This window comes from Chitinophaga sp. ARDCPP14 (assembly GCF_051362515.1).
In the GTDB taxonomy this organism is placed as follows: Bacteria; Bacteroidota; Bacteroidia; order Chitinophagales; family Chitinophagaceae; genus Chitinophaga.
On the sequence record NZ_JBKIXB010000013.1, the window covers coordinates 115,999 to 133,388 of the forward strand.

The following is a 17,390-nucleotide window of genomic DNA, read 5'->3' on the forward strand; positions in this document are numbered from 1 at the left end:
AGCATCGCCTATCTAACTTTGCTTCATATCAGAGGTATCATACGCCTATTCATGCTCTATCTTTAAAAATCTCCCAAAAACCGTCTAAAAAATCCAAAAATCTCCAAAAAATCCAAAAAACTAAATCAGTATAATCAGCGTAATCAGTGCTCAAGACAAAACTTGCGTTCGCGCGTTCATCAAAAAAACTCCCCCATCACTGATTTATTTTTCTACATTCATGCAACCGATTGAAACGAATAAATAATATCACCGTTATGGAAAGAAGAGATTTTCTCAAAACCGGTAGCATGGCCGGATTGGGAGCAGGATTAACCATCCTCAATTTCCCCGTATTTGGAAAAAATGCCCCCAGCAACAAATTGGTACTGGGCGTAATGGGTGTTAATTCCAGGGGCAACTGGCTGGCACAGTGTGCAGCGAAACTGCCCGGAGCTGAAATAGGCTATGTCTGCGATGTGGAAGACGGCGCCATCGCCAAAGGGCTCAAGGCCATTGCGGGCGCTCAGGACCGCAAACCGGAAGTAATTAAGGACATCCGGAAACTACTGGAACGGAAAGATTTTGATGCACTCATCGTGGCAACGCCCGACCACTGGCACGCTCCTGCGGCCATCATGGCCACGGCGGCAGGTAAGCATGTGTACGTGGAAAAACCCTGTGCACACAATCCGGGCGAAGGCGAAATACTGCTGGCAGCGGCAAAAAAGCACAACCGCCTCGTGCAGATGGGAAACCAGCGCCGCTCCTGGCCTAATCTCCAGCAGGCAGTAAAAGAAGTGAAAGAGCAAAACGTATTGGGAAAAGTGTATTATGGCCGCGGGTGGTATGTAAATAACCGCGAACCCATTGGTATTGGGAAAAAGATCCCGGTTCCAGGTACGCTCAACTGGGACCTGTGGCAGGGACCCGCTCCCCGCCGCGATTACCTGGATAACATTGTACACTACAACTGGCACTGGCGCTGGCATTGGGGTACCTCCGAAACCTGCAACAACGCTACCCACGAATTGGATTGCCTCCGCTGGTTTATGGATGTGGAATTCCCTACCAAAGTCACTTCTGCCGGTGGGCGGTATGCTTATGCCAAGGATGACTGGGAAACACCGGATACCCAAACCCTGAACTTCGAGTTTGAAGGCAATAAAGCCATCGCCTGGGAAGGCCGCAGCTGTAGCCCGTTTAACCTGGAAGGCAGCGGCCGCGGATTTACCCTGTTTGGCGAAAACGGAAGCCTGTATAATTCCGGCGGCGACAGCTACAAACTGATCGACACCAAAGGTAAAGTGATCAAAGAAGTAAAACAGGCCGCCAATCCTAACCAGAGTGTAACCAATACCGTTAGTCCCGCCGGTGAGTTTTATGACGCTGTGCATATCAACAACTTCCTGGAAAGTATCCGCGGCAACGCTACCCTCAACTCCGAAATCAATATCGGTTACCGCAGTACGCTGCTTTGCCTGCTAGGCAATATAGCGCAACGCACCGGCCGCATCCTTCATACCGATCCTTCCAATGGCCATATCCTGAACGATAAGGAAGCCATGAAAATGTGGGAAAGGGAGTATGAAAAAGGCTGGACACCGAAAGCATAAATCAGTAAAACGGGTTCCGGGTAATAGTGCTGCAAGCACAAAATTTGTAAAAAAATGCTTGTACTATTACCCGGAATTCCTATCTTTACGAAGTTATAAACCCTTTCTCCTATTGGGTTTATAGGCTAACAATAAATATAATATCTTGTTATCCCCCATAACTTTTAGTTATCGTTGTAATTAATAATGATCCCCTACTTTTGACCTACCTGTAATTTTTATAACCAACCACACCAACCACAAAAGTTGCGCGTTCCCCGGAGGGATGATTTGAATGGAGTTTTTACAACAATCTCAGTACCTGTCAGTATTGCTGATAGGCTTAGTAGTAGGCTATTTGTCCGGTTTATTAGGGAAAGGGGGCAGTGCCATCAGCACACCAGCCCTGCAGATCTTTGCAGGCGTAAACCCGTTTTTTGCACTGGCATCGCCGCTGCCGGCATCTATCACCAGTACTTTATCTGCCACGGCAGTATACAGTAAGGAGAAACTGTTTAATAAACGGGTGATCCTGCTGGGGGCTGCTTTCGGTGTCCCGGCCACTGTCATTGGGTCTTGGCTCAGCAGTTACCTGCCCGGCAAAACGCTGATGATCATGACAGCCCTCTTTATCATGGCCACAGGTATGTCGCTCATGTATTCCTTTCTGCGCAGTAAATCAACTGGTGAATTAACCGTAGTAAGTGAAGATGTGCCGGCGGGTAAATTAGTGGTAGCCGCTTTGTTTATCGGGTTTTTATCAGGGCTGCTGGCAAATGCCGGTGGGATATTGTTCAGCTCTTTCTTTATAAAGAAATTAAAAATGCCCATTAAACAGGCGCTGGCCTGTGCGGTAGTGTTATCGGCTGTTTTATCCATACCCGGCGCTTTAACGCACTGGTGGCTGGGTCATATAGACTGGAATATAGCGCTGCTGCTGTCGCTTACTGCATTCCCTGCTTCCTGGCTGGGAGCCAAAACGGCGGTGAAAATGAAAACGCCCGTCCTCGAAAAATTATTTGCACTTACCCTTATCGTATTTGGGGTATACGATATCTTCTTTACTATCTGGAAGTAATCAGGCATGCGCCTTCATCTTATGGATGGCTTCCTGCTCATAAGGGGGCAGGCTGCTCACGATAATTTCGTAGGCATTCTGCAGGAATGTTTCCAGCTCGGTAGCCGGCAGCATATCTTCCTGTTTCAGCTGCACCCAGTGATACCGCGCCAGGTGAGGGGCCGGTACAATACCAGGTCTCGAAATCAATTCATGAAACTGCGATTGACTGCACTTAAACGATACCCGGTGAGGCGGCTCCAGGGATATCATGCAGAATAATTTTTCGCCTACGTAAAAGCGCAATTCGTTGTCCCACTTTTGTTCAGTGATGACAGCCGGAAGTGACCGGCACAGATCAAGGGTATGATCAAACATAGCAGCAGGTTTTAAAAGAATATTATTTAGGGCCGTTTTTTAAGGACGACATGTGTCAATAGTTTACATGCACAGACTAACATATTAAAATATGAAGTATGTGTGGTTAACGTAAATCTAAGCTGTAAATAGTGAATGAAACTGCCCTATAAAAATAGGAAATAAAAACCAATCCTGAATGTTAAAATGAACTTTCCTTCCGGCAGGAAATTCCTTTGCCCCGTACCAGCGGGTATTTCAAGGGAACATCGTTTTTTTTCTTAATCGAAATTTAATCCCTTCCAGGCAAAAAAGTTTCGGCTTGTACTATCACCCCCAGGGGTGTAATACAAGCCGAAAGTCAATATGGATAAGCCTTTATTAAGGTTGGGCAGCTGCCCAGCGCGCCATTTTTTGTTCCAGCACCGACAGTGGCACACAACCATCTTTCAGCAACTCATCATGAAAAGATGATAAGCTGAACCGGCTGCCGAGCGACTTTGTATACTGGTTCCGCAGTCCGCGGATCTTCAGTTCCCCGATCTTATAGGAAAGCGCCTGGCCGGGAATGGCCATGTACCGCTCAATTTCAGCGGTAGCTTCCTGTGTGGATACCGGCTCATTATCCATCATATACTTGATGGCCTGCTCACGGGTCCAGCCTTTGGTATGCAAACCAACATCCACGACTAAACGAATAGCCCGGTGTATTTCATCTGTTAAACGGCCAAAGTACATATATGGATCGGTGTATAATCCCAGTTCTTTTCCTAAACTTTCACAATACAGGGCATAACCTTCGCCATAGGCGCCAATCCACGAGAAACGGCGGAACTTAGGCAGGGAGTCGTTTTCCTGTTGCAGGGAAATCTGGAAATGATGACCTGGAATGGCCTCGTGTAAAAAAAGGCATTCCATACCGGTATATGAAAAGTCCGCTGCATCAAGGATAGGCACGTAAAATACGCCCGGTCTTGTACCATCGGCGCTGCCCTGCATATACTCTGCGGAAGCGGAAGCAGCCCGGTAAGCTTCGGTTTGGCGGATTTCAAATTTTGTTTTGGGAAGATGACCGTACATCTTTTTTACACCCGGCATGATCTTGTCCTCGATGGCTTTGAAAGAATCCAGGACAGCAGCAGGTGTTTTAAAGATGCGCAGCTTCTTATCAGTACGCACCGATGCAAAAAAGGCCGGCAGATCGCCTTTGAAGCCAGTGCTGTTCTTCACTGCTTCCATTTCACCGCGGATCCGTGCTACTTCTTTTTCTCCCAAAGCAAAAATTTCTTCGGGGGTAAGGTCGGTGGTCGTCCAGCTTTTTATCAGGAAAGCATAATACGCCTTACCATCAGGAATAGCGCCAATGCCGCTGCTGGTGCGGGCCTTAGGGAGGTATTCCTGCTGCATGAAGTCGCGCAGCTTTGCAAAAGAAGGCAGGATGTGTGTTTCAATGGCCGCGCTGTACTCTTTCACCAGGGTTGCTTTGGTGGCTGCATCCAGCGAATCCGGGATCGTTTTCAGCGGCGAATAGAATACGTTGTTGGCAGTATCTTTTTTTGCCAGGTCTGTTACCTGCGGAATCACTTTCACCACCAGGCTTTGCGGCAATACATAGCCGGTGGCCATTCCCCTGCGCATATTGGCGATGGCGGTGTCGGTCCATATGGCAAAGCGCTCCATACGATGCATGAAGTTATGGTAGTCCTTTAGCGTTTTAAAAGGTTGGGCGGAAGAACCGGAACCCAGTTGCGCCAGTGTGATGGGTAGGCAGGTGAACTGCTGCACTGGCATCAGGTGATCGTGAAAGGTAAGCCCCTCGCGGTTGATGCTGAACTCCCGTTGCAACATGTCATAGGTAATACGGTCGTTGCCGGAGAGTACCGCTGTATCAATGCCTTTGATTGCCTGCTGGTAGCTGGCATAGAAAGAATCGGCTTTTACGCGGTAGCCTTCACTGATATCTATCGGCAACTGGTCGTTGTATTGGTTTTCCCCGTTCTGGGTAGCCTGCAACGGGTTCAGGGCCATGCTTTCATTGTAGTACCGCGTGGCCAGTTGACGCAGGGAGTCCTGCGTGGCCTGCGGATTACTATGACTGCCCGGTTGCTGACAAGCCGCGGCCAGCAAAGCCCCCGACAGGAGGAGGTAGCCTTTTCGTTGTAACATTTTCATATTGATGGGTTGTGAACAGGTAGTAATTTACCGTTTTATCCAAGAAAAAAAGCATTCCGAAGAATCGGAATGCTTATTTAGAACAGTGAACAATGAAAAAAAAGGTAAAAAATATTATTTAAGAATTTTTATACGAATACTTTTGAAAGAAACCTCATTACCATGGTCCTGTAAAAGGATGTGCCCTTCAGGCCACAGACCAAAATTCTTCCAGCTTTTATACTTGCTGATCGCCACCAGATCCTTGAAGGCCTGGGAGCCACGCTCGTATTCCAACACTTTAAATCCATTTAACCAGTGTTCTACGTGATTATTTGGATACACAATAATACGACCTTTGTTCCATTCTCCAATAGGGTTGATGGCACGTTTTTCCTGTTTTCTTGTCATGAGGTCGTAAAGACTTGCTAAAGTACGGTTTCCATCGCGTCCTAATTTGGCATCCGGGTGCTTTTCGTCGTCCAGTACCTGGTACTCCAGCCCGATAGCCGACTTGCCTCCTGTTTCGTAGGACTCGCTCACGAAGTATTTTACCCCGCTATTGGCGCCCGGCGTGAGTTTGAAGGTAAATTCCAGTTCAAAAGCACCGTATTGTTTCTCCGTAATAATGTCGCCGCCGCTGCCTTCTTCATCTCCCGTAGAATTACCAATGGTGAGCACACCATTCTGCATGGTCCAGCCGGCAGTGGGGAAATTCTTTTTATACACGCCCCTCCAGCCTTTGCTGGTTTTTCCGTCCCACAACAGCTGGTAGCCGTTTTTCTTTTCCTGGCCGGAAATAGTGTTATCCACATTATTAACAACGTAGATGTTGTCGTAGGGAGAATACTGGGAAGCAGCCGGGTTTTCTATCAGCCTTACATTTTTCCAGTAGATATTTTTGTTGTCGTCTGCCGCATTTTTGCCGATGCTATGCACCTGTAAAGCGATGAAACCCTTTGGTAATGCGGTATCTACCAGGTGGGCAGTAGGCACGCCATTCACCCAGGTACGCATTTCATTGCCGCGGCACTCGATGCGGTATTTGTTCCAGCCGTCTTTTTTAAAGGCATTCTGACCGGCAGGGTTCAGTTCCATCGGGTACTGCCAGCCTCTGCGGCCTTCTTCATAAATACCACCGCTCCATTTACGGTCGGATGGGTCAATCTCCATCTGGTAGCCAAATACACGGCCATTCTGGTAGTCAGGCCTGCTTTGACTGCGGAACTGGATCCCGGAATTGAATTCCTTGCCCAGCTTGAATTCCAGCTCCAGGATAAAGTCGCCGTACTCTTTCTCAGTAGCAAGGAAAGAGTTAGGCGTATTCATCACCGTGGTGCCCACGATCTCGCCATTCTGCACATTATATTTTGCTTCACCCCCCAGTTGTTTCCAGCCTTTCAGATCTTTACCATTGAAAAGCTGCTGCCACTGGGCTTTCTGAGCGAAAAGGCCACCATACATACACAGCAGGGTGCCAAATAAAAGGATCGTCTTTTTCATAACTTAAACGGAATAAGGTGACCAAAATAAACAATGAAAATGATTTTTACAACCGATTGCAAAACTTTAATCTTATTTTTTATTTTTTAACCACATGATAATCTGACCAATATGGGGTTTTACAGAATTAGAAATAAAAATATTCATGCAAACGATTGCAGCAATGTAAAAATATCTTATTTTGGTTCCGAAAGTATCCACGTAGCAACAGCCAAAATCGAAAAAGTAATACTCTTTATCTACAATCATTATAAACTACGTTATGAAAAAAGTTTTTTCACGTCTTATCTGTATGATAGCATGTTTGCTATTCTACCAACTCACCCAGGCACAAGGCACCCCAATTACCATAGAAGGTAATGTTCTCGACGCCCAGAAGCAACCACTGGTAGGCGTAACCGTTTCTATCAAAGGGAAAAATGCAGGCACCCAGTCAGATGCCCAGGGACATTTCCGGCTCAAAGTTACAGATGCCGCCAACGCAGTACTCGTATTTACCTACATCGGATTTAACACCTATGAAGAACCTGTAAAAGGTCGTGCAATCGTTTCCGTAGTTTTAACAGAAGACCGCAAAAAACTGGAAGAAATTGTGGTGGTGGGATATGGCCAGCAGAAGAAAAAAGATGTAACAGGTTCCATTTCCTCCGTAGGTACCAAAGCTATCCAGGACGTACCGGTAACCAACCCGCAGCAAGCCCTACAGGGCCGCGCTCCCGGTGTGGAAGTACTCAACAACAGCAGCAAACCCGGTGATGAACCCACTGTGCGTATCCGCGGCAGCCGCTCCCTCAGAGCCGGCAATGACCCCCTCTATGTAGTAGACGGGATCCCTTACGCCGGTACACTCAGCGATATCGGTACGGGAGTAATACAATCGATGGATATTTTGAAAGATGCCTCTGCAACGGCTATCTATGGCTCCAGGGGCGCTAATGGCGTAGTACTCATTACTACCCAGAAAGGCAAGGAAGGAAAACCCGTGGTTTCCTATACCGGCTCCTACGGTTATGTACAACAGCTCGGCGAATCCGATATGATGGACGCTAACCGCTTCATAGAAATGCGCCGGGAAGCTAACCGCACCATCGGTAAATACGATGATGCCAACCCCGATGCCTCCGACAAGAAAATATTTAATACCGTTGAATACGCGAATATCCAGAAAGGCACAAACGTAGACTGGCAGGACCTGATGATCTCTCCCGGATATCAAACCAATCACGGCCTCAGCGTAGCCGGCGGTACGGAAAGAACAAAATACACCGTGGGATTGGGCTACTTCAAAGACCAGGGCGTACTGAAACTGCAGGACTACGAGCGTTATAATTTCAATGTGGGCATCGACCAGATGATCGGCGACCGCGTTCGCGTGGGAGCTACCCTGTTGGGCGCTTACAGTGAACGTAACGGCGAAACCTACAACGGGATAGACAATGCCCTGAAAATGCTGCCCATCGCCGCTCCGTACGACGACAATGGAAAGCTGATCACCTATCCCACCGGCGATAGCCAGCAGCCTAACCCGTTACTGGATTATGTACCCGGCAACCGCGTTGAATTAATGAAACGTTTCCGCATCTTCACCAGCCTGTTCGCAGAAGTGGAAATCATAGATGGTCTGAAATACCGCCTCAACGTAGGTCCGGATGTGCAGAACTATAACTATGGTCTTTTCCAGGGTAAAAACAATACCAACCTGCTGATCGGCGGTGGCGACGCTACAGCTACCAAAGGAAACGCTGCTACCATGGCGTATACCATTGAAAACATCGTTACCTACAACAAAGAAATCAAAAAACATAATATCGGCTTCACCGGTTTGTACAGCGTGCAACGTCAGAATGTAGATATTTCTACTACCAACGTGAGAGGTATCCCGGTAGAAACACAACAATATTACAACCTGGGTCAGTCGCTCAACGTAACCGGCGTAACCAGCAGCCTTAGTTCCTGGACCATCCTTTCCTATATGGGCCGTTTGAACTACGGGTATGATGATCGCTATCTCCTGACCCTCACCCTTCGCGCGGATGGATCTTCCAGGTTTGCACCCGGCAAAAAATGGGGTTATTTCCCCTCCATTGCAGCAGCCTGGAACATGGTAAGTGAAAAGTGGCTGAAAGAACAGAAAGTCCTGGATAACCTGAAACTGCGCGCCAGCTTTGGCCGTATCGGTAACACCGGTATTAATCCATATGCTACACAGGGTAACCTGAGCAGGATTCCTTATTCCTTCGGAAATAAAGGCGTACTGGGCTTTGTACCGCTCGATCTGCGTAATCCTAATCTCACCTGGGAATCTACCACCTCTACCGATATTGGTATTGATTTCGGATTCCTCAACGGCCGTATCACCGGTGTGGTGGAGTGGTACAACCAACGCACTACCGACCTGCTCATGCCACAATCGCTCCCGTTCAGCAATGGGTTTAATGAAGTGCTGATGAACCTCGGTACTTCCCAGAACCGCGGTTTTGAATTCGGAATAGGCGCCACCATTATCGACAACCCTAATGGGTTCAGCTGGAAAATGGACGCCAACATGTTCCTGAACAGGTCCAAGATCCTGTCGCTCGGCGATGGCAGAACAGCCGATATTGGAAACGCCTGGTTTGTGGGTCAGCCTACCTATGTATACTATGATTTTAAGAAGGTCGGCGTATGGCAGGAAAAGGATGCCCAGCTGGCTAAACTTTACAACCTGAAGCCAGGAGAAATCAGGCTGGAAGATGTAAATAAAGATACCCTCATTGATGCTAAGAACGACCGCCAGATCCTGGGCTCCCCGCAGCCTAAATGGTCTGCAGGTACCACCCAGCGCTTCTCCTATAAAGGATTTGAATTATCCATCGTGGCCTTTGCCCGTATGGGAAGCATGATCAAAAGTGATTTCTACCAGAACTATAACACCCTGTTTGGCCGTTATAATAACCTGAATATCGACTATAACACACCGGCCAATCCTACCAACGATTTCCCGCGGCCTAATGCCAACCAGGAAAGACCCAGCAACTACCAGTCGCTGAGCTACTTTGATGGTTCCTTCTTTAAGATCAGGAGCATAACACTCAGCTACGCCTTCTCGGACGCAGTGGTGAAACATATGCGCATGCAGGATCTCCGGGTAAACGTAGGAGTGAAAAATCCCATGATCCTGGCGCCTTACCGCCAAACCTGGAAAGGAGTTGATCCTGAAGACGTAAATGTGATCGGCATCGATGCACCAGCCACCTGGATGCTGCAGTTCGGAATAAATGCCAAATTTTAAATCAACGGATCCTGATTAAACATCTTTAAAAGAAAACGTTATGAAATATATAGTTCCTCTCATCATACTGCTGGCCGTTGGTACCGCCTCCTGCAATAAAATGCTGGATGAAGAGATTGTCACCAACGTAACAGATGATTTCTATAATACTAAAGCCGGCTTTCAAACAGCCGTGAATGGCTCTTACGTGTCTATGCGCAACTTCTACAGCACGGAACGCGGTATGACGCTTACGGAAACCGGTACCGATATTATCACCAACGGTTCCGACGGTAACTTCAAATTTACAAGTCAGTATACTTCACAGTTGGATTCCCGCTACGATCATATCAGGGAAGTGTGGAACAGTTTCTATCAAACCATCAACACCTGTAACGTGGTGGTAGACCGGGCCGACAAGGTCCCCGACCTCGAGGAAGCAACAAAGAAAAAAGGCGTGGCAGAAGCGCTGTTCTGCCGGGCGCATTATCATTTTGTACTCATGCAGATGTTTGGCGCCGTACCCTTACGCCTGCACGAAAATGCGGAAATTATAAGAGAAGCTCACCGCGACTCCGTATCTGCCATCTACGATGCCGTGATCAACGACCTGCTTGCAGCAGAAGCTGAATTGCCGGCTACACAGGCAGAATGGGGCCGTGCCACCAAGCCCGCCGCAGAGCACCTGCTGGCAAGGGTTTACCTGACCCGCGCCTCCTCTCCGCAGGCAAAAGCAGGAGACTATGCCAATGCCGCCAAATACGCCGACATGGTCATTAAAAACTATGGTTTCAAATTACTCACCGACGTTGGACAGGTATGGGCACAGGGAAAAGAAAACAACGATGAAACTATCTGGGCAGCGCAGTATACCACCGACCCGCTGTATGGTTACGCTGATAACAACGCCTGCCGCTTTTTCCTGATGCAGTACGATGTGCTGAAAGGAATGAAGCGCGATTTGGCCAATGGCACGCCCTGGAAGCGTTTCAGACCTACAAAGTTCCTGATCGACACACTGTATAAAGACAGGGTACACGATGTACGTTATGAAAAATTCTACACCACCCTGTGGAGAACCAATGCACCGGTTGACAACCTGAAAATGGGCGATACCGCGGTGTTCCTGCCTGGTTATGACGTACCCGACGCAGTGATTGCCACCAAACCTTATATGCTGGTGCCGCCAAGATTGTACACTGAAAAGCTGTATCCTTCTTTGAATAAATTTGCCGATGCGCTCCGTCCGGATAACCAGGCTTCCGGCGTAAGACCCTTTATCGCCATGCGTCTTGCCGAAGCTTACCTGATAGAAGCAGAAGCGCTGATGATGGATGGCAAAAAACAGGAAGCCGCCGACCTCGTAAATGTGGTTCGCTGGAGATCTGCACGTATTGGCGCTACACCTGCCGAAACACAGGCTAACCGTGATGCGATGACCGTAACCGCCGCAGACATGACCATCGATTTTATCCTGGATGAAAGAGGCCGGGAACTGGTAGGTGAACAATTGCGCTGGTTTGACCTCACCCGCACCCATAAACTGGTGGAAAGGGTGAAGCTGCATAACGACGAAGCACGTAGTAACATCAAGCTTACACATATGCTGCGGCCTATTCCGCAGGACCAGATCGATAGAACAGTGAATGAGTTCCCGCAGAACCCGGGATATTAATACTTCTTTCTTTTTAAAAAAAAATCAAAAAGGGGCTGGCCAGGTAAAATTGGTCAGCCCCTTTTTTGACCTTTTTTGCTACTTTTAGCAGAAATCAACCAATAGCTGAGGAGGGTAGCATATTTCAGGATGTCCAATAATTCAGACAACGAGCGGGAACTGCTCCGGCAGGTAGCTGCCGGAGACGAGCAGGCGTACCGGGTATTATTTGACCGGTACTCGGACAGGATGTATATGAATGCGCTGCATTTTACGAAATCAGCAGAACTGGCGCAGGACCTCACACAGGAAATCTTTATCCGGATATGGATGAACCGGTTAAAACTGGCCGGTGTAGATCGCTTTGATGCCTGGCTGTTTACAGTGGCCAGGAATGTAATCCGCAATGAGCTAAAGAAAAAGGTGCTGCCGGTAGAGAACGGGGAGATGCTGCATGCTTATTTCAGGGACAATAATTTAACGCCGCAGGAACGGATAGAATATAAGGAGCTGGAAACATCTGTTCATCAGGCCATTAAAAACCTGCCGCCACAAATGCAAACGGTATTCCTGCTAAGCCGGCAGGAAGGGTTAACGCATGAAGAGATTGCCCGCCGCATGAATATTTCCGTTGTTTCTTCCAAAACCTATATGGTCCGCTGCCTCCTGGCGATTCGCAGGCATCTTGGCAAAAATGCCGGTAAACTGGGAATCGTGATCTTTTTCCTCTACAGATAAAAAATATTTTTTTCCAAACGTCTTACCCCTGCTTATCTGGTTGTCTTTACCTGGAATGACCTTCGGGTTGCAGGTACTATTACCATTTTAACAACGCATCATTATGTCGCCATCCGAATTTCAGCACCTTGTACAAAAATTCCTGGACGATAGCATTACCACAGAGGAATTGCAGCGCTTCCGGCAATGGGTGCTGGAAGAAAGAGACGTAGATATGCAGGAAGCCGCAATAGAAGCGGTGTTGCAAAAAAGTAGCTACCCTGGTGAAATGCCGGCAGATAAACAGGTAGTATTTAGTTACATATTGGAAGAAGCGAACCGTCGCACTGCTCCGCTCCCGCGTGCAGGAGTGGTGGGCATGCGCACCTGGTGGGCGGCGGCAGCGGTTTTATTATTGCTGGGTACGGGCCTTTATTTCCTTACCCGTCCGAAAGCACATATGGAAATAGCGCAACGCTCCAACAACATCATCCATCCAGGCAGGGAAGGCGCCATACTTACTCTTGCGGATGGTTCGCAGGTGGTACTGGACAGCCTGAAAAACGGCGTGATCACGCAGCAGGGAAGCACCGACGTACAGCTCCGGAACGGACAGTTGTTGTACAACAGCCGGAATGGATCTTCATCCGCTTCACTTGCCTACAACACGGTGGCTACGCCAAGGGGCCGCCAGTTCCAGGTAATACTGCCGGATGGTACCACCGTTTGGCTCAATGCCGCATCTTCTATCCGGTATCCGGTTGCTTTTCCCGCAGGAGAAAGGAATGTGATGATTACGGGAGAAGCCTACTTGGAAGTGGCCGCTGATGCCCGCAAACCTTTTACCGTGGAAACAGACAACGGCACGGCCATCCAGGTACTGGGCACCAGCTTTAACGTGAACGCCTATACGGATGAATCGGCATTACGGGCTACCCTGCTGCAGGGAAAGATACTCGTAAAATCCGCTACCGCCAGCAAGGTATTGTTACCCGGTGAACAGGCGGTGGTAGCCGGATCCATTACGGTAGATGCGCATGCCAATACCAGTCAGGCAATTGCCTGGAAAAACGGCATCTTCAATTTCCAGCGAGCCCCGCTGGAAGTGGTAATGCGGCAAATCGCCCGTTGGTATGATGTAGAAGTAGTATATGAAAAAAATATCCCGGCCATTACTTTCGGTGGTGAAATGGGACGGGACCTTGAACTGAAAGACGTGCTGGAATTCCTGCAGGAATCAGGGGTTCATTTTAAATTATCGGGAAGAAAACTGACGGTCATGCCTTAATTTTTTTATCAACCAGGTCATATGCCACAAAAAAACCGGAAGCGGTTCGAAGCACTTCCGGTTAAAGATTGGCTTAACTGAGAAAACAAGTCCCACAAGACTGCTTATTTATCAACTAAACCATTGCAAAGCTATGCAATTAAATGCTCTTTGTAACCGGTCCGGGAAAGGTATGCGACGTCCGCATGCCCCTGGAGCACCAGCTATGTGCAGCGCCCGGTTGTCAACTAAAATCGAAGGATCCCTTTACCGAACGGGGATCCCAATACTGAAAGTCATGAAACTGACCATGCTTCTTCTTACAGCTGCATTCCTGCATGTAACCGCGGGCAGCTATGCGCAACAGATCACCTTTTCCGGAAAAAATGTACCGCTTGAGAAAGCGTTTTCCGTCATCAGGGAGCAAACCGGGTACCTGGTGGTGTATAATGCTGACCTGTTGAAAGATGCCAGAAAGGTGACGGTAGATGCGCATAACATGCAACTGGAAACGTTCCTGGACCTTGCGTTCAGGGAGCAACCGCTGAAATATGTGATCCGGAACAATACCATCCTTGTAACCGGGAGGCCCCGGCCGCAGCAGGCGTCGAACCCCGCACAAACCAGCCTGGCGGCTGCCCGGCCAGTCCTGTTAAAAGGAACGGTGGTCAATGAAAAGGGGGAACCCCTGCCTGGTGTGACCGTGCTGTTGAAAGGTACTACCCGTGGTACCGTTACCGATGATGACGGCGCTTTCCTGATCACTGCCGATATAGAAGACGGCGCAACACTGATGGTAAAGATGATCGGCTATACCCCGCAGGAAGTTGCCGTGAATGGCCGCAGCGATATCCGCATCGCCCTTCAGGCAGATGTGCGGAACCTGGAAAACGTAACCATTTCCACGGGATATAAAAAGATTCCTAAATATCAGCTGACCGGCGCCGCTTCTGTGATAACGCAAAAAGAATACGATCAGCGTGTAGCCGTTACCGGTAACTTCCTGGAAAGCCTGGAAGGCAAGGTCCCTGGTTTAGTGTATAACAGTCAGTCCGGCGAGTTATCTATCCGCGGCGTTTCTACCTTTGATGCGGTAAAGAAGCCGTTGATAGTGGTGGATGGCTTTCCAACAGAAATAGACCTTAACACTATCAATCCTATTGATATCGTTTCTATTTCCGTACTGCGGGATGCCGCCGCCGCGGCCATTTATGGCGTGCGCGCTTCCAACGGTGTAATTGTGGTAGAAACCAGGCGGGGGAAATCCGGTAAGGCAAAATTTAGTTTGCGCGCGACCACTGCGTTGCAGCAGTCGCCCGATTTTGGCTACCTGAAGTTTGCCGGGGCAAAGGAATTTGTGACCTTACAGGAAGCACAGTTTAAACGTGCCAATCCGAATGAAATCGGCTATACCGCTTATGACCGGCCTATGGCTCCTGCCATTGCCATCCTCTTCGACGAGCAGCAAAAACGCATTAGCCCGGAGGTAGCAAGGCAGAAACTGGATTCGCTGGGGAGCTATGATAATACACGGGAATACGAAGACCTCTACTTCCGTACACGGCAGGCCACCAATCTTAACCTGGATGTAAGCGGCGGAAATGAAAAAAGCACTTACCTGCTGGGGGTGAATTACATTGCGGAGCAACCGGTGAATGTGGGATCGAAGAACAACCAGCTGATCCTGAATTTTGCCAATACCTACCAGCTTTCCAACCGGCTGAAGATGGATTTTCGCGGCGTGTATTCGCATGCGGAATCGAAGAAAGGTACTACCGCTCCCATGAATGATTTTTATCCGTATGAAAAACTGGCTGATGCCAACGGTACCCCGCTGCCGGTAGCTCAGGGAGTGAACAGGGACTATCTCAACTTTGGTGTAAACCGCGCAAGGAACAACCGGCTGATCGCCCTGGGATTGTATGACCAGCTTTATTATCCTTACCGGGAACTCACTGCCAATACAACTAAGGTCAACACAAATGCGTTTCGGGTGCAAGCCCGCCTGGAAGGAAAGATCACAGACTGGATGTCTGCCGAAGTAGGCGGTAATTATGAACGGCAGCAAGGGATCCAGGACAACTTCCTGGATGAACAATCTTACACCGTACGCAGGCTGCTGAACCTTAAAGCCACCAAAGACCCCAGTGGAAAACCTATGTTCATCGACATTCCGCAGGGTAATATTCTCCGGAGGACAGATCAGAAAGCCATCAACTACACACTGCGTGCACAACTGAATTTTGATAAACGTTCTGCCAACAGCCGGCATGAAATGTCGGGTATCCTGGGCGTAGAACAGCGAAAAACCACTAACGACAGCTATCTTAACAGTTACTTCGGGTATGACGGACAATCGCTGATCAGCAGACCCGTTAACCTGCAACGTGCGAGCCTTTATATCAATTCTGCCTTCCCGGATGTAACCCAGTTCGGCGGCGCTCTTGCCATGAGGGATTATGTCAATGAAACCAGTGCCGACCGGCGCTTTCTTTCCTACTATGCACAAGGCACCTATATCTACAACAGTAAATATATTGTTACCGGTAGTTACCGTATCGACCAGTCCAACCTGTTTGGTGTGGACCCCAAATATAAATATCGTCCGTTATGGTCAGCCGGCGCCGCCTGGCGGTTGCACATGGAAGATTTTCTGAAAGACAACACCTGGATCAGTGAGCTGAAGCTGAATGCTACTACGGGTTTCAATGGTAATGTGCCGGTGAGTAACAACGGCCCCTTCCTGATCCTGGCTTCGCAGCTGAACAATGTGTTTGTGGTTCCCCAACCATCCTTTTATGTGATAACACCCGAGAACCAGTCATTGCGCTGGGAAACCACCCGCACTTATAACCTGCGCCTGGACTACGGATTCTTTAACAACCGCCTGTTTGGTTCTGTGGATTATTATTATAAAAGAACGGGAGATGTGTTCGGACAATACGATGCTGATCCCACCAGCGGTTTTAACCAGTACAATGCCAATACCGCTACTATCCGGAATAGCGGCGTGGATCTGCTGATTTCCACCGTGAATGTACAAAACCGCCGGTTCGGGTGGCGTACAAGTCTTACCGCTTCATTAAACAATAATAAAGTACTGGCGGTAAAAGCCAGTGAATATGAAAGTACAGAGGATATAACCAGTAGCCGTATTAACCGGCAGGGTTACCCGATGGATGCGTTATTCAGCTATAATTACGGCGGACTAACGAACATGGGCAAACCATTTGTGTATGACCGGAAAGGAGGCCAGCATATCCTGTATTTTTATGGTAATGCAAAGGTAGATGTAGCATTTGAGGACCTGATCTACAACGGTACTACCACTCCCAAATATGTACTGGGCCTGAATAACCAGTTCTCCGTAGGCGCTTTTGACCTGTCATTTCTCTTCATGTATTATGGTGGTCATGTGATGCGGGTAGAACAGCCCAATCCTGTAAACCTGAGTACTTACAGCACATCATTACTGGAAGGATCTGCCAATTACTGGAAAAAAGCCGGAGATGAACTGCATACCAATATTCCCGGGTTTACACCAGGTGCTGCACAGGATCCATTCTATTTTTCTTCGTATGCCCGTTACGGTTACCAGTATGCATCGCAGTTCGTACGCCGGGCGGATTATATCCGGTTGCGTGACCTGATCATTACCTATAACCCGAAGTTTAATTTTATAAAACGGATGGGACTTAGTCAAACGCAGATCCGGTTACAGGGCCAGAACCTGTTCTACTATACGTTTAGCGGGAACGACATTGATCCGGAAGCGATAGACCGGACCAGTGGGGTGCGCCAATTGCCGCAACGGCCACTTTACAGCATTTCCCTTTTTACTAACTTCTAATCATTCATCT

General features: G+C 48.5%; 10 protein-coding genes. 7 read left to right on the plus strand and 3 right to left on the minus strand.

Annotated elements, in window-relative coordinates; translation table 11 throughout:
• Window positions 1-257: 257 nt before the first annotated feature.
• Both ACLHR0_RS27655 and ACLHR0_RS27660 read left to right on the plus strand, forming a co-directional pair.
• Window positions 258-1,595 carry a Gfo/Idh/MocA family protein gene (locus ACLHR0_RS27655; protein WP_436491002.1) on the plus strand — a complete coding sequence of 446 codons (1,338 nt, stop codon included), beginning with the start codon at window positions 258-260 and terminating at the stop codon, window positions 1,593-1,595.
• A gap of 274 nt (window positions 1,596-1,869) precedes the next feature.
• Window positions 1,870-2,652, plus strand: coding sequence for a sulfite exporter TauE/SafE family protein (locus ACLHR0_RS27660; RefSeq protein ID WP_429061803.1), 783 nt, complete (start codon window positions 1,870-1,872; stop codon window positions 2,650-2,652).
• On the opposite strand, the gene ACLHR0_RS27665 is transcribed toward ACLHR0_RS27660, so the two are convergent.
• From ACLHR0_RS27665 to ACLHR0_RS27675, 3 genes are all read right to left on the minus strand, one after another.
• Complete coding sequence (locus ACLHR0_RS27665) at window positions 2,653-3,009, minus strand: MmcQ/YjbR family DNA-binding protein (RefSeq protein ID WP_370911006.1); 357 nt, start codon at window positions 3,007-3,009, stop codon at window positions 2,653-2,655.
• A gap of 360 nt (window positions 3,010-3,369) precedes the next feature.
• The gene (locus ACLHR0_RS27670; RefSeq protein WP_436491004.1) at window positions 3,370-5,160 is read right to left on the minus strand and encodes a DUF885 domain-containing protein; all 1,791 of its coding nucleotides are present in this window, start codon (window positions 5,158-5,160) and stop codon (window positions 3,370-3,372) included.
• A gap of 114 nt (window positions 5,161-5,274) precedes the next feature.
• Window positions 5,275-6,642 carry a 3-keto-disaccharide hydrolase gene (locus ACLHR0_RS27675; RefSeq protein WP_429044432.1) on the minus strand — a complete coding sequence of 456 codons (1,368 nt, stop codon included), beginning with the start codon at window positions 6,640-6,642 and terminating at the stop codon, window positions 5,275-5,277.
• 262 nt (window positions 6,643-6,904) lie between these two features.
• Between ACLHR0_RS27675 and ACLHR0_RS27680 the strand changes: the two genes are divergently transcribed.
• The 5 genes from ACLHR0_RS27680 (at window position 6,905) to ACLHR0_RS27700 (ending at window position 17,380) form a co-directional block, all read left to right on the plus strand.
• Window positions 6,905-9,913, plus strand: a complete 3,009-nt coding sequence (locus tag ACLHR0_RS27680) for a SusC/RagA family TonB-linked outer membrane protein (RefSeq protein ID WP_429044435.1) — start codon at window positions 6,905-6,907, stop codon at window positions 9,911-9,913.
• 40 nt (window positions 9,914-9,953) lie between these two features.
• Window positions 9,954-11,567, plus strand: coding sequence for a RagB/SusD family nutrient uptake outer membrane protein (locus ACLHR0_RS27685; RefSeq protein WP_436491006.1), 1,614 nt, complete (start codon window positions 9,954-9,956; stop codon window positions 11,565-11,567).
• Between the two features lie 129 nt (window positions 11,568-11,696).
• A complete protein-coding gene (locus ACLHR0_RS27690; protein WP_429061800.1) occupies window positions 11,697-12,284 on the plus strand; it encodes an RNA polymerase sigma factor in 588 nt (195 codons plus the stop codon).
• Window positions 12,285-12,387: 103 nt separating this feature from the next.
• Window positions 12,388-13,551: a FecR family protein gene (locus tag ACLHR0_RS27695; RefSeq protein ID WP_429044442.1), complete on the plus strand. Its 1,164-nt coding sequence runs from the start codon at window positions 12,388-12,390 to the stop codon at window positions 13,549-13,551.
• 277 nt (window positions 13,552-13,828) lie between these two features.
• Window positions 13,829-17,380: a SusC/RagA family TonB-linked outer membrane protein gene (locus ACLHR0_RS27700; protein WP_436491008.1), complete on the plus strand. Its 3,552-nt coding sequence runs from the start codon at window positions 13,829-13,831 to the stop codon at window positions 17,378-17,380.
• Window positions 17,381-17,390: the final 10 nt, after the last annotated feature.